General features: G+C 70.0%; 16 protein-coding genes. 2 read left to right on the forward strand and 14 right to left on the reverse strand.

Annotation, left to right across the window (positions count from 1 at the left end; translation table 11 throughout):
• Positions 1-77: 77 nt before the first annotated feature.
• Positions 78-608 (forward strand): VOC family protein, encoded by a 531-nt coding sequence (locus tag OHT77_RS20805; protein WP_328830048.1) that lies wholly within the window; start codon positions 78-80, stop codon positions 606-608.
• On the opposite strand, the gene OHT77_RS20810 is transcribed toward OHT77_RS20805, so the two are convergent.
• Entirely contained in the window at positions 595-909 is a 315-nt protein-coding gene (locus OHT77_RS20810; RefSeq protein ID WP_328830049.1) for an NIPSNAP family protein, read from the reverse strand. The two genes, OHT77_RS20805 and OHT77_RS20810, sit on opposite strands and share 14 nt — an antisense overlap.
• Before the next feature lie 76 nt (positions 910-985).
• On the opposite strand from OHT77_RS20810, the gene OHT77_RS20815 reads away from it, so the two are divergent.
• The gene (locus tag OHT77_RS20815; RefSeq protein ID WP_328830050.1) at positions 986-1,300 is read left to right on the forward strand and encodes a hypothetical protein; all 315 of its coding nucleotides are present in this window, start codon (positions 986-988) and stop codon (positions 1,298-1,300) included.
• 58 nt (positions 1,301-1,358) lie between these two features.
• Here the strand turns inward: OHT77_RS20815 and OHT77_RS20820 are convergent, their stop codons facing one another.
• The 13 genes from OHT77_RS20820 to OHT77_RS20880 all read right to left on the reverse strand — a co-directional run bounded on the left by OHT77_RS20820 (position 1,359) and on the right by OHT77_RS20880 (position 20,977).
• A complete protein-coding gene (locus OHT77_RS20820; protein ID WP_328830051.1) occupies positions 1,359-2,144 on the reverse strand; it encodes a helix-turn-helix transcriptional regulator in 786 nt (261 codons plus the stop codon).
• A 354-nt stretch (positions 2,145-2,498) separates the two neighbouring features.
• The gene (gene gntD, locus OHT77_RS20825; protein ID WP_328830052.1) at positions 2,499-3,521 is read right to left on the reverse strand and encodes a guanitoxin biosynthesis L-enduracididine beta-hydroxylase GntD; all 1,023 of its coding nucleotides are present in this window, start codon (positions 3,519-3,521) and stop codon (positions 2,499-2,501) included.
• Positions 3,521-4,183 carry a hypothetical protein gene (locus OHT77_RS20830; protein WP_328830053.1) on the reverse strand — a complete coding sequence of 221 codons (663 nt, stop codon included), beginning with the start codon at positions 4,181-4,183 and terminating at the stop codon, positions 3,521-3,523. Before OHT77_RS20830 ends, gntD begins: the two co-directional genes overlap by 1 nt.
• Complete coding sequence (locus OHT77_RS20835; protein ID WP_328830054.1) at positions 4,180-5,484, reverse strand: MFS transporter; 1,305 nt, start codon at positions 5,482-5,484, stop codon at positions 4,180-4,182. Before OHT77_RS20835 ends, OHT77_RS20830 begins: the two co-directional genes overlap by 4 nt.
• Positions 5,481-13,787 carry a non-ribosomal peptide synthetase gene (locus OHT77_RS20840; protein WP_328830055.1) on the reverse strand — a complete coding sequence of 2,769 codons (8,307 nt, stop codon included), beginning with the start codon at positions 13,785-13,787 and terminating at the stop codon, positions 5,481-5,483. The genes OHT77_RS20835 and OHT77_RS20840 overlap by 4 nt, the downstream gene beginning before the upstream one ends.
• Positions 13,784-14,014: an MbtH family protein gene (locus OHT77_RS20845; protein ID WP_328830056.1), complete on the reverse strand. Its 231-nt coding sequence runs from the start codon at positions 14,012-14,014 to the stop codon at positions 13,784-13,786. Before OHT77_RS20845 ends, OHT77_RS20840 begins: the two co-directional genes overlap by 4 nt.
• 5 nt (positions 14,015-14,019) lie before the next feature.
• Positions 14,020-15,096, reverse strand: a complete 1,077-nt coding sequence (locus OHT77_RS20850; protein ID WP_328830057.1) for a thioesterase domain-containing protein — start codon at positions 15,094-15,096, stop codon at positions 14,020-14,022.
• Between the two features lie 48 nt (positions 15,097-15,144).
• Positions 15,145-16,143 carry a TauD/TfdA family dioxygenase gene (locus tag OHT77_RS20855; protein ID WP_328830058.1) on the reverse strand — a complete coding sequence of 333 codons (999 nt, stop codon included), beginning with the start codon at positions 16,141-16,143 and terminating at the stop codon, positions 15,145-15,147.
• A gap of 89 nt (positions 16,144-16,232) precedes the next feature.
• On the reverse strand, positions 16,233-16,970 hold the full coding sequence (locus OHT77_RS20860; RefSeq protein ID WP_328830059.1) for a thioesterase II family protein: 738 nt from the start codon (positions 16,968-16,970) through the stop codon (positions 16,233-16,235).
• A complete protein-coding gene (locus OHT77_RS20865) occupies positions 16,967-18,196 on the reverse strand; it encodes a cytochrome P450 (RefSeq protein ID WP_328830060.1) in 1,230 nt (409 codons plus the stop codon). Before OHT77_RS20865 ends, OHT77_RS20860 begins: the two co-directional genes overlap by 4 nt.
• Positions 18,193-19,992 (reverse strand): non-ribosomal peptide synthetase, encoded by a 1,800-nt coding sequence (locus OHT77_RS20870; RefSeq protein ID WP_328830061.1) that lies wholly within the window; start codon positions 19,990-19,992, stop codon positions 18,193-18,195. Before OHT77_RS20870 ends, OHT77_RS20865 begins: the two co-directional genes overlap by 4 nt.
• On the reverse strand, positions 19,989-20,825 hold the full coding sequence (locus OHT77_RS20875) for a thioesterase II family protein (RefSeq protein WP_328830062.1): 837 nt from the start codon (positions 20,823-20,825) through the stop codon (positions 19,989-19,991). Before OHT77_RS20875 ends, OHT77_RS20870 begins: the two co-directional genes overlap by 4 nt.
• On the reverse strand, positions 20,765-20,977 hold the full coding sequence (locus OHT77_RS20880) for an MbtH family NRPS accessory protein (protein WP_328830063.1): 213 nt from the start codon (positions 20,975-20,977) through the stop codon (positions 20,765-20,767). The genes OHT77_RS20875 and OHT77_RS20880 overlap by 61 nt, the downstream gene beginning before the upstream one ends.
• Positions 20,978-21,102: the final 125 nt, after the last annotated feature.

Consider the following 21,102-nt stretch of genomic DNA (forward strand, 5'->3'; position numbering starts at 1 on the left):
CGACATCTAGGACAGGAACTGGCCTATCCGCCGTCTAACGTCGCTGTCGTCAACCGACTTCAGCGAAAGGGACCGTGATGTCCGAGCAGGCCAGCGCCGCGCCGGCGGGCTACACCACCGTTGCTCCCTGGGTCGTCACCGATGACACGGGGGCGTTCCTCGACTTCGTCGCGCGGGCGTTCGGGGGTGCGGAGCTCGGGCGGGTGGTGACCGAGGACGGGTTGATCGGGCATGGGGAGATCCGCGTCGGCGACACCGTGGTGCTGGCCTTCGACCGGCACGCGGACTGGCCCGTCATGCCGAGCCTGCTGCGGGTGTTCGTCGCCGACGCGGACACGACGTTCTCGCGGGCCGTCGAAGCGGGTGGCCAGGTGGTCACCGCTCCGGCGGACGACGCCTTCGGGCAGCGCGGGGGACGTATCAAGGATCCGTTCGGCAACATCTGGTGGGTCGTCAGCCATGTCGAGGACGTCTCCGAGGCCGACATGTGGCAGCGGCTGCAGGACCCCGTGTACGCCGGGGCCATGCGCGTGGCACAGGAGACGCTGGACGCCGAGCTCAGCGGGCGACCCGGCGGGCGCAGCAGCGCACCCGTCAGGTCGACGTGACGTCGAGCGGTCGCAGGAAGCGGCGCTCGTACCGCTTGATGCAGCGGGTGCTGCGGGCCAGTTCGAAGGCGTCCTGGCACTCCGGGTCGGTCATGCTGTCGGTGCGGTACTGCTCGTAGGCGGCGAGGCTGGGAAAGGAGAAAAGGGCGTAGGCGATGTCGCTGTCGCCCTCGCTCGGCAGGAAGTAGCCGTGGTGCGTCCCGCCGAACCGGTTGACGAGCCCGACCCAGCGGCGACCGTATTCCTCGAAGTCCTCGAGCTTGTCGGCGTCGATCTCGTACTTCAGATGAATGGTGATCACGCCCACATGATGCAGCATGCGTCCGGGCTCGAAGGCGGCCTGTGGAGGGACTCCGAACTGCAGTAATCTCGCCTGCATGACAGCCCCCTTGGACGACGACGGTGACCGTGAGGGTGTCCCTTCTCCCGGGGAGGAGGTGGCCGACCAGGAGCGTGAGTACTGGGAGAATCGCCGGCTCACCCAGGAACTGGACGACGACGAAGCCGGTCGGCGGGAGCGGCGTCGGCTGAAGGCGCAGGAGCGGAAGATGCATCTGCGGGTCCGTACGCACCGCTACGCACGCCAGCAGGACCAGGGGCCGCTGCCCAGTGCCATGGTGCTGCCGCCGCTGCCCGGAGACGATGATCTCTACGATCACGACCTCATGGACTCCGACGACGACTCGTACTGAGCCCGGTCTCCAGCAGTTCTGGAGCATTTCCCAGGTGCGATGCGACTTCCTTGTCCTGTCAGACTCCGACGGCGGTCAGCCAGCCGCGCTGGGCCGCTTTCACTCCGGCCTGGAACCGGCTCCGTGCACCCAGTTTCTCCATGACCTCGGCGGCCATTCGGCGAGCGGTGCGGGGAGAAACTCCGAGGCGCCTGGCGATCACCTCGTCGGTGTGACCGTCGGAGAGCAGCCGTAGATATTCCACCTCCACCGCACTCGGCCGGTGCACGTCGGTTTCGTCGCGCACATCACCGAGCGGGACGGCTCGCTGCCACACCGAATCGAATAGTTCACAAAGGGCCGCGAGAACTCCCTTTCCCTTGAGGAAAAGGGCACCGTCCGCGCTCGATTCCGCGTCCGTCGGAATGACGGCCGTCTCCCGGTCGACGATCAGCAGTCGCACCGGGAGGGTGGGGACCGTGCGCACCTGACCCCCTCGGCTCGTCAGCCAGGTCGCGTAGGCCACGGTCGGCTGGCTGTTGCGCAGACTGTCGAGGTAGAGGGTGCGCATCCGTACGCCGCGTTCCAGCAGCTCCAGGTCCTGGGGCCGGGCCGCCTCCATGTTCTCGACGGTCTGGGCCCCGGAGGGGGCGAACGCCATGACCTCGGTGCGCACCTCGTGGCAGAGCAGGCTGATCCGGTCGCGGATCTCGTCGATGCCGGTCGCCTGCTCGATCGCGCTCGCCGCTCCCCCGGAGCGCTGCGCGAACTCCGCCACCATGCTTTCGACGGCGAGCCGTACGTCCTCGGTGCGCTTCTTCTCGGCGGCGAGCCGGGCCTCCTGACGCGCCAGGAGCAATTTCATCCCGACTTCCGGCCCGACCGCGCGAAACGTCCTTGAATCACCCGGCGGAAGCCGGACCAGCGAGAGTTCGCTCAATCGGTCCAAGTGGGCACGGAGAACGGTTTCGGAAAGACCGGTCATCTCCCTGATCTCTTCGAATCCCTTGTTCGGATTGCTCAGCACCGTGCGATAAATCGTCGCCGTTTCCCCTTCGATACCCAGCACGTCAAACACCCTGTCCCCCTTAGAGCTTATTGAGTTCAATTACCTCTTCTCACTCGGAGCGTACCGGTGTGTTCCAGGTTCCAGAAGAGTCGCCTTTCCCGCGCAGCGGGCCGGTCCTCGCACGCCTGCGCGAGGACCGGCCGACGGCGGTCAGACCAGGAGGCGTCCCGCGGCGGAGTCCCGCGCGGACCGCGACTTACGGAGATCACGTGCGACGACCGCCTTCTGCAGCCAGCGGTCGGCTCCGTCGTAGCGTGCCGTGAACGCTCGACGACCGTGCACGGCAAGGTAGTTGTCGACGACCAGCAGGGTGCCCGCCTCCACCACGACGTCCTGCTGCACACGTTCCAGCTCGATCACCAGCTCCTTGAGCGCCGTCTCCGCCACGGCGTCGCCGTCGACGCAGCGCATGAAGTACGGGTCGATGCGCAGGTACGGAGAGTCCCCGGCGCCGAAGAGCACGGCGACGGGTTCGGGGTTGTCCCTCATCGCGCGCATCCGCAGCAGGCCGGGGTCGTTGGGCCGCTGGACGGCGAGCTGACGCAGGTGCTCGTCGTCGGGGAGGATGTAGAAGCGCGGTTCGGACAGCACCTGGCGGGTGTCCGCCGACAGCTTCACTTCCTGGATCGAGGCCAGTGTCGTCGGTACCCGGTCGTGGTTGCGGATGCCGAAGAGGGCCAGGTAGTCGCAGCGGTAGGGATGGAACGCGTCCTCGGTGTGCCATTCCAGGAGCACGTCACTGCCGTGTCCGCTCTGCTCGCCTTCTTCGCCGGCGATGGGCAGCACGTTCTGGATCAGTCGTCCGGACTGGAGTGTGGGCCAGCTGAACACCTCGCCGAGGCACTGGCCCATCAAGGCGAGGAAGAGCTCCTCTCGGCGTGTGCGTCCGGCGGCCGCGCCCTCGGCCCAGTTGCGGGGCGTCGGGCCGACGGCTGCGTCGTCGACGCCGAAGCCGCTCAGCAGGAAGCCGGCGGCCGCGTCATTGCGCCGGAATTCCTCCAGGAACCGACGGAGGCCGACCGGCACGTGCGACACCAGCTCCCAGGCGTTGTCGTAGAACGCCTGCTCACCGGGGTCGTGCTGTGCCACGCTCGGGTCGGAGAGCAACTGCTGGAGGGAAGATATCTCCTCGGCGGAGAGTTCGTAGCTCAGAATGCCGCGGTACTGACTCATTAACGCCTCGCTTCTGATGTCGAATGGTTGCTGTCAGCCTTTTGTTTCGCCGTGTCGCCCGCAGGGATCCACCAGGGGATGTGCCGGCCAAGAGCACCGATCGGCATGACGGCCTTGAACATGTCGTTCTCCACATTGGCCAGTCGCACGTCGTACGGTTTGCCGACCGCGTGGAAAGCGCGGCCGATTCCTGTCCGCTGCCGGTCGATGGCCTTCGCGTGCCGCTCGAAAGTGCTGGCGGGTTGCAGGAGGAAATAGGTCCGACGGTCGCCGTAGGTGTATCGCGGTGATGTCTCCGGATAGCAGGGAGCGAAGGAGACCAGGAAGAAGAGTTCGCCTTCGATCATCGCGTACCAGCGTTCGTCCGGCTGCGGATCATCAGGGACGTAGACGCTTGAGAACAGCTCCGTGAGCACGGTGTAGAAACGCCGGGTGAGATCCACCAGCGCGTCCAGTGTGATACCGACCGACGTGTCCTCGAAGGTGATGATCATGCCGTCGCGTGAGCGTTCGGCGGCCGTGCGGAAGAAGTCCGAGATGATGGCGCGGTGCCCTGCCAGTTCGCTCTCGACGTCCGTGGTCCGGATGGTGATCCCGGGCCCCATCTTCGACTGCTTGGCGAAAGGGCAGTACGACTTCTGCGTTATCTCCTCGAAGCTCATGTCTCACTCACCGCCTTGACCTTTACCTTCGCCTGTGCCTTCGCCTGCGCCGGTTCGCTGACGGTCGCCGTGGCCCGGCACCCGATGACGTAGAACCAGAGGCTGACGACCACGACCGCGATCAGGACGTAGAACATGGCGGCCGGCGCGAAGTGCTCGAGGAGGAAACCGCAGAGGATCGGTCCCAGGGCGATGCCGACATGGATGAGGTTCTGGGCGCCGAAATAGCTGCCGCGCAGTTTTTCCGGTGCGATGGAGTCGATGAACGTGAACTCCGCGGGCACCACGATGACCTCGCCGAGACTGAAGACCACCACGGCGATGACGATGATGGCCGCGTTCGTGGAGAGCGACATCGCGAACAGCCCGATGACGAAGGCGCCGATCCCGACGGTCAGCCACTTCAGCAGGTTGTCCGGCTTCAGGCGGCTGCCGAGGGCGTACTGGGCGCCGATGACCGCGACGGCGTTGGCGGCGGAGATGTAGGCGACCAGCCGGTAGGCGGTGTCACGGTCCTCCACCAGGACGAGGTACTGCGACATGAAGGTCAGCAGCGGCCCGTACACGACGATGCTGAGAATTCCACCGATGGTGAAGTAGGTCAGCCGCCGGTCCGCGCCCATCACCTTGAGCACCTGACGGAATGTGGGGGTCTCTTCCTCGGCCTGCTCTTCCGCGCTCTGCTCCTCCGCCGCAGCCGGTGCCGGCGCACCCTTTCCGGTGGACACGAACCGGGAGCGGAACATCACCAGCGGCAGCAGGGAGGCACCGATCACGGTGACGCTGAGAATGAACGGCCCGCCCGATCCGACCGCGACTGCGGCAACGCCCAGGAAGGGACCCACCGCCGCCCCGATGTTCTGCAGCGAATAGCGCAGGGAGAACACCTTGGTGCGGTTCTCGGGTGGCACCAGATCGGAGAGCAGGGCACTGCCGGCGACGCCCATGGAAGAGGAGGCGATATTCGTCAGCAACAGGACGGCGGTAACGGTGAACGGGTCGTGCATCACCGTCAGACTGAGGTAGAGCAGGATGATCGCGAGATCCAGCAGGATGACCAGGTTGATTTTGGTGACCCGGTCCGCGAGATAGCCGCCGTAGACGCTCGCCATTGTGCCGACCAGTACGCTGCCGCCGATCACATAGCCGACGGTGGCACCGCTCATGCCCACCGTGTCGTAAAGGTAGATGGGCATGTAGGCCAGGATCGCGAAGAAGCTCAGGCTGCGCGCGGCGGTGGAGGCCAGCAGGACTTTCATGGCGAACGGGAGTCCGCGGACCATTGTCAGGAAGTTCTTCATCGGTCTTCCCCTGCCGTGATCGTTTCGAGAGTACTGATGATGGACTCCTTGATCTCGTGGATCTGGTCGTCGTCGAACACCTGAGGGTGGTATCCGACGGTGAAGCCGAGCTGTCGGCGCGGAGTCACCGTGATGCCGAGCGGATAATGCGGAAGTCCCTTGGCGCCGAGTTCCCTTTCACGCACCCGCAGTCCGCCGATCTCGCTTTCCTCGGCGGAATCCGCGGGGTAGCTCTGGAACACGTAGCAGGTGTCGAACAGTTCGCCCGCCCCGAGCAGCCGCTGGATTTCGGTGAGTTCGAGGGAGCGGTGCGGGAATATGTCCAGCTGCGATTCCTGCACCCGGGCCATGGTGTCGGCGACGGGCTCGCCGGGCTGGATGCGGACGCGCAGCGGCACGGTGTTGAGGAGGAGTCCGACCATGGACTCGACGCCGTCGAGGTCGGCCGGACGTTCGGAGACGGTGTTGCCGAACACCACGTCGTCGCGGCCGGTGAGCCGGCCGAGCGCGATGCCCCACGCTGTCTGGAGGGCCGTGTTGAGCGTCACCCCGGCCTGTGCGCACCGGTGTTGGAGTGAACTGGTCAGCTCCGGTGACAGGTTGGCGTTCAGGGTGCGCAGCGGGACGTCCGGGGCCGGCCTGGCCGCGTGGACCCTGGTCGGGCCGTCGAGGTCCGCCAGATGGACTCGCCATGCCGACGCGGCGGCGTCGCGGTCGCAGGACGCGAGCCATGCCAGGTAGTCGCGGAACGGCGGTGCCGCCGGCAGCCGTTCGCCGCGGTAGAGGGCGAACAGCTCTTGCCACACGAGTGAGTTGGACCAGCCGTCGAGCAGAATGTGGTGGTCGCCGACGAGCAGCCGGTGCCGTTCCGCGCCCAGCCGCAGGAGGGTGAAGCGCATCAGTACGGGCGCCGACAGGTCGAAGCGTCGGGCCCGGTCCGCGGCGAGGATCTCCGCCTCCCGGCGCTCCTGCTCCGCGGGTGCGAGCCGGGACAGGTCGTGCACGGTCCACGGCACCTCGACCCGGTCCTGCACCACCTGCACCGGAGCCTGGAGGCCTCGGTGGGTGAAGCCGGCGCGCAGGTTGTCGTGCCGCATCAGGAGTGCGTGTGCCGCCTGTCGCAGCCGCTCCGGGTCCAGCGGCCCGTCCAGCTCGAACAGGGTCTGGCTCTGGTAGGGGTCGGGGCCGTGGTGGTCGGCGGCGCTGTACAGCAGGAAGCCCTGCTGGAGCGGGGTGAGCGGCAGGATGTCGCAGAGGCCCGGGTAGTCGGTCTCCAACTGGTTGATGGTCGACTGCTTGGCCTTGACCAGGGCGACGTCCGAGGGGGTCAGCCCACCGAGTTCCGGATGCTCCGCGAGTTCTGCCAGCGCGACCAGGAAGGTCGCCCACCGGTCGGCGAGCGCCGCCACGGCGGCTTCGGGGAACCGTGTGGCGTCCCAGGACCAGACGGTGTCCAGGGCCGTGCCGTCATCGGCCTGCCTGACGTCGATGCTGAGCGTGTGTTCGGTGCCGTCGTCCCCGAAGCGCACGTCGCCGTCGGCAGGGGCTGGACCGGCGGGCAGCAGACGCAAGCGCACCTGGGAGGCGCCGTACGCGGACAGTCGTGGTGCGGTCGCGGGGTCGGCGAGCAGCGCGGAGTAGTCCCGGCCGCCTTCCGGTACGGCGCGCACCTGCTCCTTGACCCGCTTCAGCACCCGGGCCAGCTCCCGCGGCTCGGCCAGCGCCTTGTCCAGGTCGGGGACGCCCGGGTTGAGGCGTACCGGGTGTGCGGTCGGCAGGCTCGCGGTGGCCAGGTCGAGTCGCAGCCAGGCTCCGGCCTCGGGCAGGTGCGTGCGGCGCCACTCGACGAGCACGGGGGCGAGTGCGGCCACCGCGATGTGTTCGGGTCCGCAGCGGTAGAGGCGCGGCAGACCGGTCAGGAGCCGTTCGGCGTCCCTGCCGGTGACGCGCCGGGTGATGCGCCCCCGGTCGGTGGCGGGTGAGGCGTCGGACACCGGGTAGGCCGGGTCCGGGGTGCGCAGGATCTTCTCCCAGGCGTCGACGTCCACGACCGCGTCGTCGTCCGCCGGGTGTGCCTCGGCGTTCTGGGCGGCCCGCGCCACCAGGGCCTCGACCGTCTGGTCGTGGAAGACATCGCGCGGGGTGATCCGGAACCCCTCGGCGCGTGCCCTGCCGACGAGTTGGATGGACCGGATGCTGTCGCCGCCGAGGTCGAAGAAGCGGTCGTCGGCGCCGACCGAGGCCAGGCCGAGCACGTCGGCGAAGAGTGCCGCCAGCGCGGCTTCCTGCGGGGTGGCCGGCGGCCGCCCCGCCCGGGAGCCGAACTCGGGTGCGGGCAACTGCCGTGTGTCCAGCTTGCCGTTGGGCGTCAGCGGCAGCGCGTCCAGGACGACGACGGCGGCGGGCACCATGTGGTCCGGCAGCCGGCGTGCCGCGTGGCGGCGCAGTTCGGTGGCGAGGAGACGGCCGCGGTCGGAGGCCTGCGGGTCGTTGGCCAGCTGCCACAGCGGACGTTCGTCGTCGTCCGAGGCCAGGAACACATCGGTCAGCCCCTGTCCGGCGGCCCGCCCTTCGGCGAGGAACACCACGTCGAACCGGTCGCCTTCCTCGGTGTCGGTCCAGGTCGGGTGCACGGTGTAGCCGAGTCCGGCGCCGAGCTCGCACAGGGTCTCGGGGTCGGTCCCGGGCGGTAGGCCGGTGGCTGCGGGCAGGTCGCGTACGAGCGTGTCGGCCCCGGAGGCCACGCGTTGCGCGGTCGCCACCTGAGCCGTCACCCGGCCGTTGGGAACACCGGTGACGCGCAGGGCGGGCGGCCGGGCCGTGTTCAGGTGGGTGGCGATGTCCTCGGCGCTGCTCCATTCCCGGGCGGGCACGTCGGCGAGCGACACGAGGTCCGCTCCCCGTTTGTGCAGGACCACGTCGTAGCGGAAGTCCGTCAACTCGTTGTGGAAGGAGCCCCGTTTGAGCTGTACGTCGACGCCGACGACGTCCGGGACGAGATCGCCGATCCGGGTGAAGAAGGCCGGATCGAGGAGCAACTCGCTCTCCAGCTCCTGCTGGTGGGTGACGATGTCCCGCACCGTGGCCAGGGACTCGTCGGCCTCCGCGCCGTCGTGCAGGACGATGGCGGTGACGAAGGCCCGCAGCAGCCGCAGATTGCGGATGTCGCCCAGCAGGATCCGCCCGCCGGGAGCGAGCATCTTCATGGTCTGGCGCACGACGTCGATCAGGTAGTCGACGCTGGGGAAGTACTGCGCCACCGAGTTGATCACCACGGTGTCGAAGCGGGCGGGCGCCAGCGCGCCGACCTCGTGGGCGGCCATGGTGTGGAGCTCGACCCGGTCGTGCAGGTCGCTGCCCTCGATCGCCCTGCCGAGGGTCCGGATCAGGGCGTCGGAGAAGTCCACACCGGTGTAGGTGGTGCAGTGCGGTGCGACCGGCCGCAGGATCAGGCCGGAACCGACGCCGACCTCCAGCACTCTGGCCGGCTCCAGGTCCAGGACGCGCCGGACCGTGGCCGCCTGCCACTCCGTCATGTGGTCCAGTGGCAGCGGCTCGTTGTCGTAGCTGGAGTTCCAGCCGGTGAAGTCCTGCTCGGTGCCGAGGTCGCGCTGCTCGCTGTAGCCCTGCTCGTGGATCTGGTGCCACTTGTCGACGTGCTCGATGTCGTGGGCCGCGCCGTGCGCCCGGGGGACGACGTAGCCGACGAGCTGCTGGTGGCCCGGGGTGTCCTCGCGGACGACGACGACGGACTGCGCCACGTCCTGGTGGTCCTTCAACACCGCGTCGATCTCGCCGAGTTCGATGCGCATCCCGCGGATCTTGACCTGGTCGTCGGTGCGGCCGACGAAGTCCACGACACCGTCGGCACCGCCGGCGCGCCAGCGGGCCAGGTCCCCGGTGCGGTACATCCGGCTGCCGGGGGCGCCGAACGGGCAGGCCACGAACCGTTCGGCGGTCAGGGCCGGCCTGCCGAGATAGCCGCGCGCCAGACCGTCGCCGCTGATGTACAGCTCGCCGGTGACACCCGGCGGCACCGGGCGGAGCGCGGCGTCGAGGATGTACACCTCGGTGTTGCTCAGCGGGCGGCCCACCGGCACCGACGCGTCCTCGAAGCCGTCCGGGCCGCTGCCGCACTCCCAGTACAGGGTGTCGACGGTGGCCTCGGTCGGCCCGTACGCGTTGATCATCCGGCGGCCCGGCGCCCAGGCGGCGGCCAGTGCGGGCAGGCAGGCCTCACCGGCGACCATCACGTTGCCGCAGTCCGCGAGCGCGTCCTGGGCCATGCCGCTGAGGATGGTGGGCGAGAAGGTGATGTGCGTCGGCCGGTAGCGGCTGGTCACTTCGCGCTGCCGGTCGGCGGAGAGCAGTTCGTCGGGCGAGGTGAGCACGACGGTCGCGCCGGCGAGCAGGGTGCAGCACAGCTCGCAGAACGTCGGGTCGAAGTTGATCGAGGAGAACTGCAGGAACCGCGAGCCCTGTCGGAGCCGGAACCGCTCCAGGTAGCTGTGGGCGAGGTTGGGGATTCCGCGGTGGGTGACGGCGACGCCCTTGGGGCGCCCGGTGGAGCCGGAGGTGTAGATGACGTAGGCCAGGTCGTCCAGGCGCAGCGGTGAGCGGCGGTCCGCGTCCGTCGGCGCGTCCTCGCGGCAGCGCGCCAACTCGCCCGCCGTGTCCGCGTCGTCGAACTCCAGGCGTGGCAACCGCTGCGCCTCGTCGGTCAGTTTCGCGACGACGTCGCTCGAGGTCAGGATCATGACGGGAGCGCTGTCCTCGATCATGAAACCCAGCCGGTCCGGTGGGTAGTCCGGGTCGAGCGGCAGGTACACGCCGCCCGACTTGAGGATGCCGAGCAGTGCGCACAGCAGGTCGGGGCCGCGCCGCATCGCGAGGCCGACCACGTCGTCGCGGCCGACGCCGCGGGAGATCAGCCAGTGGGCGATCCGGTTCGACCTGCGGTCCAGTTCGGCGAAGGTCAGCTCGGTGTCCTCGTGGACGAGGGCGACGGCGTCGGGGGTACGGGCCACCTGCTCGGCCAGCAGCTGCGGATAGGCCGCGCCGGACAGTTCGAGGCCGGTGTCGTTCCACTCGTGCAGGATCGTGCGCCGCTCGGCCGCGCCGAGGACGTCGATGGACGCCAGCGGGCGCGCCGGGTCGTCGGCCACCGACCGCAGCACCCGCAGCAGCCGTTCGGTCAGGGTCTCGGCCGTGGAGCGGTCGAACAGGTCGGTCGCGTACTCGATCTCGCCGCTGAGCCCGTCCTGCTGTCCGTCCGCGGTGAACCGCTCGGTCAGCTCGAAGGTCAGGTCGAACTTCGAGGTCCGGGTCGGCACCACCTCGTGCGTGGCCGCGAGGCCGCCCAGCCGCCACTGCGGGGCCACGTTGTTCTGGAGCACCAGCATCACCTGGAACAGCGGGTGGTGGCTGGTGCCGCGGGTCGGGTTCAGCACCTCGACGAGGTACTCGAACGGCAGGTCCTGGTTCTCGTACGCGGCCAGGTTGGAGGTCCTGACCCGGGCCAGCAGGTCGGTGAAGGCGGGGTCCCCCGAGGTGTCGGTGCGCAGCACCAGCGTGTTGACGAAGAAGCCGACGTTGTCGTCGACGGCACGGTCGGCGCGCCCGGCCAGGACGCCCCCCAGGGGCACGTCGGTGCCGGCGCCGAGCTTGGTCAGCAGGGTGGCCAGGGCCGCCTGGAGCACCATGAACAGGCTGACGCCCTCGTCCTTGGCCAGTTTCGTCAGCCGGTCCGCGAGCGCGGCCGGCACCTCGAAGGGGACCACGTCGCCCCGGTAGGTCGCCGAGACCGGGCGCGGACGGTCGACGGGCAGCTCCAACAGCTCGGGTGCGCCCGCGAGTTGCTCGCGCCAGTAGCCGAGCTGCCGCGCCATCAGGCTGTCCGTGTCGTCGGCCGATCCGAGGAGCTCGCGCTGCCACAGCGTGTAGTCGGCGTACTGGACCTCCAGCGGCGGCGTCGTAGGAGCGGTTGCCGTCTGGTGGGCGGTGTACGCGTCGCACAGGTCGCGCACGAGCGGGGCGAGCGACCAGCCGTCGCTGGCGATGTGGTGGATGCACAGCAGCAGCACGTGCTCGTGGGCGCCGGTGCGGAACAGGTCGACGCGTACGGGGATGTCGGTGGTGAGGTCGAAGAGGTGTCCGGCCGCGCTGTCGACGGCGGCCGGAAGTTCCTGGTCGGTGATCTCGTGCACGCGGATGTCGGCGGCGGCCGTCACGGCGTCGTCCGAGGCGTCCACCACCAGCTGCTCGGCTCCGAGGGGCCCGTCGACGAACCGGGTGCGCAGGCTCTCGTGCCGCCGCAGGAGGTGGGCGACGGCCGCGCGCAGGGCCGCCAGGTCGAGGTCGCCGGTCAGCCGCACCGCGAGGGGCAGGTTGTAGGTGGAGCTGGGGCCTTCCATCCGGTGGAGGAAGTACAGGCGTTGCTGGGCGTACGACAGCGGCAGCGAGGCGGCGCGGTCCATCGTGCGCAGGGCGGGCCTGGCCTGCTCGGCGTCGGTGAGCCGCAGCGCGAGGGCCGCCGGGGTGGGCTCGTCGAAGACGGCCCGGATCGGCAGCTCGACGCCGAGTCCGGCCCGGATGCGGGAGACGAGGCGGGTGGCGAGGAGCGAGTTGCCGCCCCGGTCGAAGAAGTTGTCGTCGGCACCGACGTCGTCGAGGCCGAGCACCTCGGCGAACAGCCCGGACAGCGCCCGCTCCTGCGGGGTGGCGGGGGCTCGGCCCGTACCGGTGGCGGCGAGGTCGACCGGTGGCAGGGCCTTGCGGTCGACCTTGCCGGCCGGGGTCAGGGGGAACCGGTCGAGGACCCCGATGCCGGCGGGCACCATGTACGGCGGGAGCCAGGCGCCGAGGGCGTGGCGCAGTTCGTCCGGTGCGGGCGTGTGGCCGGCGGCCGGCACGACGTACCCGGTCAGTCGGGCCGCGCCCGGGATGTCCTCGCGCATGACGACGCGGGCCTGGGCGACCTGCGGGAGCCGGCGCAGCGCCGCTTCGATCTCGCCGAGTTCGACGCGGTAGCCGCGGATCTTCACCTGCTCGTCGACGCGGCCGACGAAGTCCAGCGTGCCGTCGGCGCGTTGTCGCACCAGGTCTCCGGTGCGGTACATACGGCTGCCGGGGGCGCCGAACGGGCAGGCCACGAAGCGTTCCGCGGTGAGCGCGCCGCGTCCGCGGTAGCCGCGGGCCAGCCCGTCCCCGGAAAGGTACAGCTCGCCCGTCCCGCCCTGCGCCACCGGCGTCAGGCGTTCGTCCAGGACGTGGACTCCGGTGTTCCACAGCGGGCGTCCGATGGTGACGGGCTCCCCCTCGACCACCGGGGCCAGCAGCGACCAGATGGTGGTCTCGGTGGGGCCGTAGAGGTTCCACACCTCGGCTGTGCCCGCGGCGAGGAAGTCGGCGAGGTCCTGCGGCAGCGCCTCGCCTCCGCACAACAGGCGGGCGGTGCCCGGGAGTTCGGCCGGGTTCCAGCCGGCCTCGCGCAGCAGCTGCCACAGCGCGGGAGTGCCCTGCACCAGCGTGGGCCGGGCCTCGGCCAGGCGGCGGCGCAGCGCGACTCCGTCCACGGCGGTGTCGCGCGGCACGAGGTGCACCACGGCGCCGTTGACGAGCGGCAGGTAGAGCTCCAGCCCGGCGATGTCGAAGGAGATCGAGGTGGTGGAGAACGCCACGTCACCGGAGTGCACCTGGAAGCGGTCCGTCAGGCAGTCCAGGAAGTTCGTCAGCGAACGGTGCGTGACGACGACGCCCTTGGGGCGGCCCGTGGAGCCCGAGGTGTAGATGGTGTAGGCGGCGCGGTCCGGGTCGTAGCCGCTACGGGTCCGGCCGGCCGGGACCGCGTCCTGCCGGTCCTCCCGCTGGTCCAGGTACAGCACCGCGCCCGGGTCCGCGCCGGTCGGGAGGTCGAGTCCGGCCGCCGCCTCCCGGGTGGTGATCAGTGCCCGGGGTGCGGCGTCGGCCACCATGTACGCGAGCCGGTCCGGCGGGTAGCCGGGGTCCAGCGGCAGATACGTCGCCCCGGCCTTGAGGGTGCCGAGAAGCGCGGCGACCAGGTCGGGGGAGCTGGGCAGGAGGACCCCTACGACGTCCTCCGCCCGCACACCCCGGTCGGTCAGCCGGTCCGCCACCCGGTCGGCCAGGTCGTCGAGTTCGCCGTACGTCACGACGGTGTCGCCGGCGATCAGTGCCGGTGCGTGCGGGGCACGGGCCGCCTGTTCCTCGAACCGGGCGACGAGACCGGCCGTCGGTTCCGCGCCCCGGGCGTGCGGGACGAAGCGCTCCAGTTGCGTGGTCATGTCGCCAGCTCTCCCGCCTCGGCGCCCCGGCGCACGGGGGCCAGGTCCGTCCAGTTCTGCTCGATGTGCCCGGCGCAGGCCGCCCTCGGTCCGGGCCCGAAGACGGGGTGCCAGCCGGGGGGCACCTCGACGGAGTCCGGCCACAGGGAGTACTGGCCCGCGGTGTTGCGCAGCACGAGGTACACGCCGGTGGTGTCCTCGAACGGGTTGGTGGCTGTGCTGTCCATGCTGATCAGCTCTCGCCCAGGTAGTCGACGGTGCGGCCCACGAGGTACGGGGCCTCTTCGATGCAGAGCCGCTGGCCGTAGAAGTCGGAGTCGAGCACTTCCGCGGTCAGCTCTCCCTTGACGACCGAACTCCAGCCGTCGAGCGTGTAGTTGTCCTTCGCGAGGAGCAGGAGCAGGTCGACGTCGGCGGGTTCGGGACGGTACGACTCCAGCGCCCGCGCGGTGCTGACGTAGGCGGTGTAGAGGCGGCGGCAGAACGCCTCGGCGCGCTCGTCGAAGCCCAGGCCGGTGCCGAACATGGCGGCGGCCGAGTTCCGCAGCGCCAGTTCGAGGTCGGCGTCCTGCGGGGTCATCGCCGGGTACTGTCCCGTCGCGCCCGCCATGCGCAGGAGGCCTTCGTAGAAGTCCACGATCAGCTCGTCCTCGGACATCGCGGGGTCTGGGTCCGGTTCGATGTAGCCGTCGACCACGATCGTCCGGCCGACGGTGAGTCCGCGGTCGGCGGCGATGCGGTTGAGTTCCAGGCAGAGCGCGCCGCCGCCGCAGGCGCCGAAGAGATGGAACTCGTCCTCGCCCAACTCGTCCTGGAGCACGTCCGCGTAGAGCGCGGCGAGCCCCGGGATGTCGTCCGGCACGCTCCCGGCGCCCTCGACCAGCAAGGGGGACTGCAGCCCGTAGCAGGCTCGGTCTGCGGCCAGTTCACGGACGAGCCGGCCGTAGCCGTCGACCATGCCGTGCCCGCCGTGGACGAAGACGATCGGGGTGCGCGAACCCTGGTTGCTCATCCGGATCAGCGCGGTCTCGTTGTTCGCGGCCTGCGGCTGCGCCTTCTCCTCGCTGAGGGCGGCGATGGTCTGGAACCGCATCAGGTCGCCCATGTTGAGCCGCCAGCCGAGGCGCTGGTTGATCTGCTCGATGGTGACGAGGGCCGTCAGTGAATCGCCGCCGGCCTTGAAGAAGTTGTCGTGGACTGTCACGTCGTGCTTGAGCGTGGTGGACCAGATGTCCAGGAGGATCTGTCGCACCAGGCTGGGTCGCACCGGTTCGGCCGACGGGATGGCAGCCGTCTGAGCTGCGTTCATGTGCTGTGTCCTTTCGGAGGTCTCATGGGGGCCAGGGTCGGAGCTGCCCTAGGCCAGAACGGGCCCCGGGCCGATCCGGTGCGACAGGCCGGCCCGTCCGTCCAGCTGGACGTAGACCCGGTGCAGCCAGCGGTCGTTGCCGTCGTAGCGGGGGGTGAACTCGGTTCGGCCGTGCACCACGAGGCGGTTGTCGAGGAACGCCATGTCGCCCGGCCGCAGCACCAGTTCCGACGCCACCTCGGCCAGGGCGTCGCCGAGCCGGCGCAGCGCTGTGCCGGCCTCGTCGTCGACCGCCCTGGTCGCGTTGAAGTCGACCTGGATGTCGGGGTCGTCGAGCGAGCCGTTCAGGACGCGGTGCGCGGTGGTCGTGTCGCCCGCGCGGAACGACGGGGGTGCCTCGGTGACGAAGCGCGGGCTGCGCAGGATCGCCAGGTCGGCGTCGTCGAGCAGCACCCGCGCCTTCCTGATGGAGGAGAAGAGGGTGCCAGCCGTTCCCTCGTGGTCGCTGCGCAGGCACAGCAGGCCGATGAGGTCGGGCCGGTGCGGGTGGAAGGCGTTCTCGTTGTGCAGTTCGAGCTCGACGGAACCGCCGTTGCTCTGCGAGGCGGCCAGTGCCGGGACCGGCACGACGTTGTGCACCAGCGCGCCGCGCTTCTCGTCGCGGAAGGCGAACACGTCGCCGAGCTGCTGGCCGATCAGCATCGCCGTCGTGGCGGGCACCGTGTCTCCGCGCTCCACCGAGTCCGGCTCCGACGGGGTGTCGGGCAGGGTCTCCGCGTCGACGGGGAGGTTCCTGATCAACAGGGTTCCGTCGGGGCCGGGTTCGGAGCGGTAGTCACGCAGGGCTTCCAGCAGCCGGACCGGCAGCCGGCAGCTGTGCAGCCGTGCCTGCGCCAGCCAGCGGGGATCGTCGACCTGCCCGCCGGCCGGATGCCGGCGCAGTTCCGCCGCCAGGGCGTGCACCTCGGTGCGTTCCTGGTCGGTCAGTGTGACGCGCGTCCGGTCGACGACCTCGGGGGTTCGATGTCTCAACAGGTTGAGGGGCATGTCAGATCCTTTGCGGTCTGCGCAGCCTGGATGCGGAACGGCCGCGTTCGTATGCGTGATGTCGGGCAGGCAGCAGCCGCAGGAGCCGGCTACTGGGTGGTCGCGGCGGACATGTCGCGCTCGACGAGGTCGCGCAGTTCCCGGGGGAAGCGGAGGAACTCCCAGTGATCGCCCGCGAGGACGTGGTAGGTGGCGGAGGCGCACTCGTCCCATCCGGGCCATACGTCGGCCTCGGGGACGACCGCGTCCTCGGTCCAGCCGATCACCGAGACGGGGACGTTCCGGCTGGGCAGTGCCTCGGCCCGGTAGCCGCGCTGCAGCCGCACATCGGCGAGCAGGGTCTCCGCGGCGATCTCCAGGAACTCCGGCGGCAGTCGGTGGCCCAGCGCCGTGCACCGCTCCTCGATCTCGGCGGTCATGTCGACCTCGTCGAGGTCGACGAAGTTGAGCTTCCCGTAGAGCCCCTTGTGCGGGGCGCCCCACCCGGAGGCGAACAGCCGCCGGGGAGCCGGCAGGCCCTGCTTCTCCAGGTGCGCGGCGGTCTGCAGCAGGAACGGCACCGCACCGCAGTGACCGATCAGTGCGTACGGCCGGTCCAGCTGGTCGGCGATCTCCGCCACCAGGCCCTCGGCGAACTCCTGGTGGCTGCCGACGTGGTCCTCGCCGAACCGGTTCTCACGGCCCGGCGGCTGCACCGCGCAGAACCGGCCCGCGCCGAGCTCCCGCGGCCACGCCTTGAACGAGGCCGCTCCGGTGCCCGCGTACGGCACGCCGAAGACCAGGTAGTCGCCATCGGCCGGCACGGGGTGCAGGGTCCAGGCGGTCATGGCGCGGTCACCTCGACGGGAACGCTCTTGTACTCGAGCATGAAGTTCGACCGCAGCCGCACGGTCGGGCCGGCCGGGACCAGCCGGCCGGGCCGCTCCCGCAGCCCCTGGAGCAGGGCGGCGAGCGCGGTACGGCCCATCGCGGCACCGATGCAGTGATGCGGTCCGCTGGCGAAGCCGACATGACGGTTCGGGGTACGGCCGAGGTCGAACCCGTTCGGGTCGGGGAACTGGTCCTCGTCGCGGTTGGCGGACGCCGTCCACAGCGTGACCGAGTCGCCCTCCGCCAGCTCCACACCGCGCACCACGACGGGCCTGGTGACCTGCCGCTGCACGTAGGAGGCGGTGGACGTCCAGCGGACGAACTCCTCGAGTCCGGTGCCGACCAGCTTCGGGTCCGCCCGCAGGCCCTCCCACTGCGCCGGGTCGTCCATCAGCGCGAGCAGACCGCCACTGGCGCTGTGCTGGGTGGTCTCGTTGCCGCCGATGGCCAGGTTCATCAGGTTGAACAGGAGCGTGTCCTCGTCGAGTTCACGCTCACCCGGCTCGGGCTGCAGCAGGGTGCTCACCGCGTCGTCGCCCGGTTCGGCCCGGCGCTCGGCGATCAGGTCCAGGAAGAAGTCGAAGATGTCCGCCTGGGCGGTCGCGAGCCGCAGCCCCTCGTGCGCGATGCCGAGGGTGTGGTCCTCGTCCCGGTACCCGATCATGGTCTGGGTGAGGCGCAGCAGGTGCAGCGCGTCGGCGTGCCCGATGTTCAGCTGGGCCATCAGACCGCCGGCCGGCAGCTCGCGGGCCACGTCGGTGGCGAAGTCGCCGCCGCCGTCGGCCCACATCCTGTCCAGCACCACGGCGACCCGCTCGCGGACCGTCTCCGACACCCGCTCGATCATCCTGGCGGAGAACACCCGGTGCATCCGGCGGCGCAGTTGACGGTGGCGCTGCGCGTCGGAGGTGACGAGCATGCGCCCGGAGGCGGTGTCGACCTCGTTGCGGAACGAGCCGCCGATGACGGTGCCGTGCTCCGAGCTGAACGTCTCGGTGTCCCGGAAGGCCATCAGCACGTCGTCGAACTTGGTCAGGGCCCAGAACCCGCCCTCGGGTGTGGGGTTCCAGTGGACCGGGGCCTCCTTGCGCAGCCGCGCCCACAGCTCGTGGGGGTCGCCGGTGACGAAGGCCTCGGTGTCGTTGAGGTCGATGTCCACGGCCGACTCCAGCATCTGGGTCATGCGACCTGCTCCTTGCTCTGCGACGCGTCGAGGGCGAGCGCCATGTCGGCCAGCACGGTGTTGCCGAGCACGTCTTCCAGGCCGATGCCCGCCGCCTGGTCCCGGCTGATCCGGCGGCTCATGCGGAAGGCCAGCATCGAGTTGCCGCCGAGCTCGAAGAAGTCGTCGTTGACGCTGATCCGCTCGGTGCCGAGCAGTTCCTCCCAGACCTTGGTGAGGTAGTGCTCGCTGTCCGTGCGCGGTGCCACGTAGTCGCTGCGGCGCCGGTCCCGGTCGCCCAGGAGCTCCAGCAGCGCCGCCGTGTCCCGCTTGCCGTGCGGGGTCGACTGGATCTCCGGCACCTGGACGAACTCGGAGGGCACCTGGTAGTCCGGGATGGTCGACTCGGCGTAGGCGCGCACCTCGGGCATGGTGGTCCGGCCCTGGGAGACGACGAACGCGACGAGCCGCTTGTCCTGGCCCTCGCCCTGCGGCAGCACGGCGGCGTCGAGAACACCGGAGCACGCCAGCAGCGCACGCTCCACCTCGCGCGGCTCGACCCGGTAGCCGCGGATCTTCACCTGGTCGTCGTTGCGGCCGAGGTAGTCCAGTACGCCGTCGGGGCGCTTGCTGACGAGGTCGCCGGTCGCGTACATCACGGATCCGGGGGTGCCGAACGGGTCGGGGAGGAACCGCTCCGCCGTCCGTGCGGGATCGTGCAGATAGCCGCGGGTCACGCCGGCTCCGCCGATGTGGAGCTCGCCCGGTGTGCCCTGCGGGACCGGCCTCAACTCCGCGTCGAGGACGTGGAGTTGCACACCGGCGAGGCCCGCGCCGATGGGCACGCTCGTCGCGTCCGGCGCCACGTCGGTGATGGTGTACGCGGTGGCCGCGGTGGTGCCCTCGGTAGGCCCGTACAGATTGACCAGTTGGCCCGCGAACTTGCTCGCCAGCACATCCCGGCAGGCGGCGGGACGGACCACGTCGCCACCGGTCTGCAGCACGCGGAGCGAGGAGAACACGTCGGAGTCCTCGGCCGCGATGTGGTTGAACGCCATGGTCGGCGAGAGCAGCGCGGTGATCCGGCGGCGGCGCAGCTCACGGCCGGGGTCGCCCTTCACCAGGTCGGGCACCGAGGGCATCATGACGATCTCGGCGCCGGCCCAGAACGAACTCCACAGCTCCCAGTGGAAGGTGTCGAAGGAGATGTTCGCGATCTGGGCCACGCGGTCGGCGGGGCTGAGCTCCGGCAGCAGCGGATTCACCGCGAAGTGGACGAGGTTGTGGTGCTCGACCACGACACCCTTGGGGATGCCGGTGGAGCCGGAGGTGAACAGCACGCACGCCGCGTCCTGCGGGGCGGCCTCGGGAAGGCCGGCCTTCGGCGCGCCGGCCCGGGCGCGCTCGGCGTCGTACTCCCAGACCAGGGTGCGCACATGGTCACCGAGCTGTTCCCGCTCGCCGGGGCCGACCAGGGTGACGCGGCCGTCGGCGGCGCGGAGCATGAGTTCGCGCCGGGCCTTCGGGTAACGCAGGTCCACGGCCACGTAGGCCGCGCCGGCTCGCAGTACGCCGAGGATGCTGATGACGAGGTCGACATCGCGCTCGCGGTGGATGCCCACCCGGTCCTCGCGGCGTACGCCCTCGTCGACGAGGCGCTGGGCCAGTTCGGCCGACGCGCGGTCGAGTTCGGCGTAGGTGAGCCGGCGGCCGGAGTCGTCCGACACCGCCGGGGAGTCGCCGTGCGCGGCGGCCGACCGGGCGAAGAGTTCGGTGAGGGTGAGGGGCAGGCCGAGGGCCGTGCGGTCCGTGTTCACGGTGTGAGCACTCCTGTTCGTTCGGGTAGACCGTCCGCGATGACCTGAAGCAGGTCCGCCGGTGCCGATCGGTGGGTGAAGTCGTCGCCGGTCAGCAGGACTTGGTGCACGTCCCCGTAGGCCGACCACTCGTCCATCTCCTCGGGGCGCATGTGCGTGTCCCCGGTCCAGGAGATGGTGGTTACGTTCAAGGGGGTGCTGCCGGGAGCCGGGGGCCGGTAGCCGCAGGTCAGCGCGATGTCGGCGCGCAGCACCTGGATGGAGAGGCCGAGCAGTTCGTCCGGGGGCGTGGGCTCACCGCGCAGCTCGCAGCCGTGGCGCAGCTCCTCCATGTACTCCTCGTCCGTGGTCTCCGGAGTGAAGGGACCGGAGCGCCCGCCGCCGAAGTAGCCGCCGCGGTGCGGAGCCAGGCAGGAGGAGGCGAAGATCCGCTGCGGCAGCGGACCGCCGCGGGCGGCGAGCTCGACCGAGAGGCCGTAGCTCAGACGCGCCCCGAAGCAGTGGCCGAAGAAGCCGAAGGGCTTGTCCAGGTACGGCTGGAGTGCGTCGGCCGCGTCCTTGACGAACGCGTCCATGGACGTGTGGGCGGGGGTTCTGAACCGGTTCTCGCGGCCCGGGAGTTGGATGGGGCAGATCTCGATGTCACCTGTCCGCGTGGGCCAACCGCGATAGGCGGAAGCACCGATGCCGGCCACCGGAAGACAGAACACTCGAGCGCGCGCATCGGGATCGGTATCGCGGACCAGCCACTGCCGGCCGCCTTCTCGCGTGCTCACGTCGCCACCCGGCCCACACCGGCCGGGCGCGGGTCCGCCCAGTTCTCCGATATCCACTCCAGGCAGCCGGGCTTGTCGCCGCGGTACCCGGCCTCGCTCCATCCGGGGGGCACGGAGAGACCGGCGGGCCAGATGCTGTGCCGCCCCTGCTCATTGCGCACGGCCAGCCATGCGGCGCTCTCCGCTGCTTCCCATGAGGTTTCTTTCATCATTACTCCGGTCGGGATGTGGGTGAATGAATTCAAGGACGGCGACCTGCCAAACGAAGCTCGGAAAACCAGGCTAGAGCCCGTAATTGACGGAAACCGGCAGCTGCTGAGGCAGAAAAGCGGCG

Origin of the sequence: Streptomyces sp. NBC_00252, from assembly GCF_036187565.1 — a bacterium.
Classification (GTDB): Bacteria; Actinomycetota; Actinomycetes; order Streptomycetales; family Streptomycetaceae; genus Streptomyces.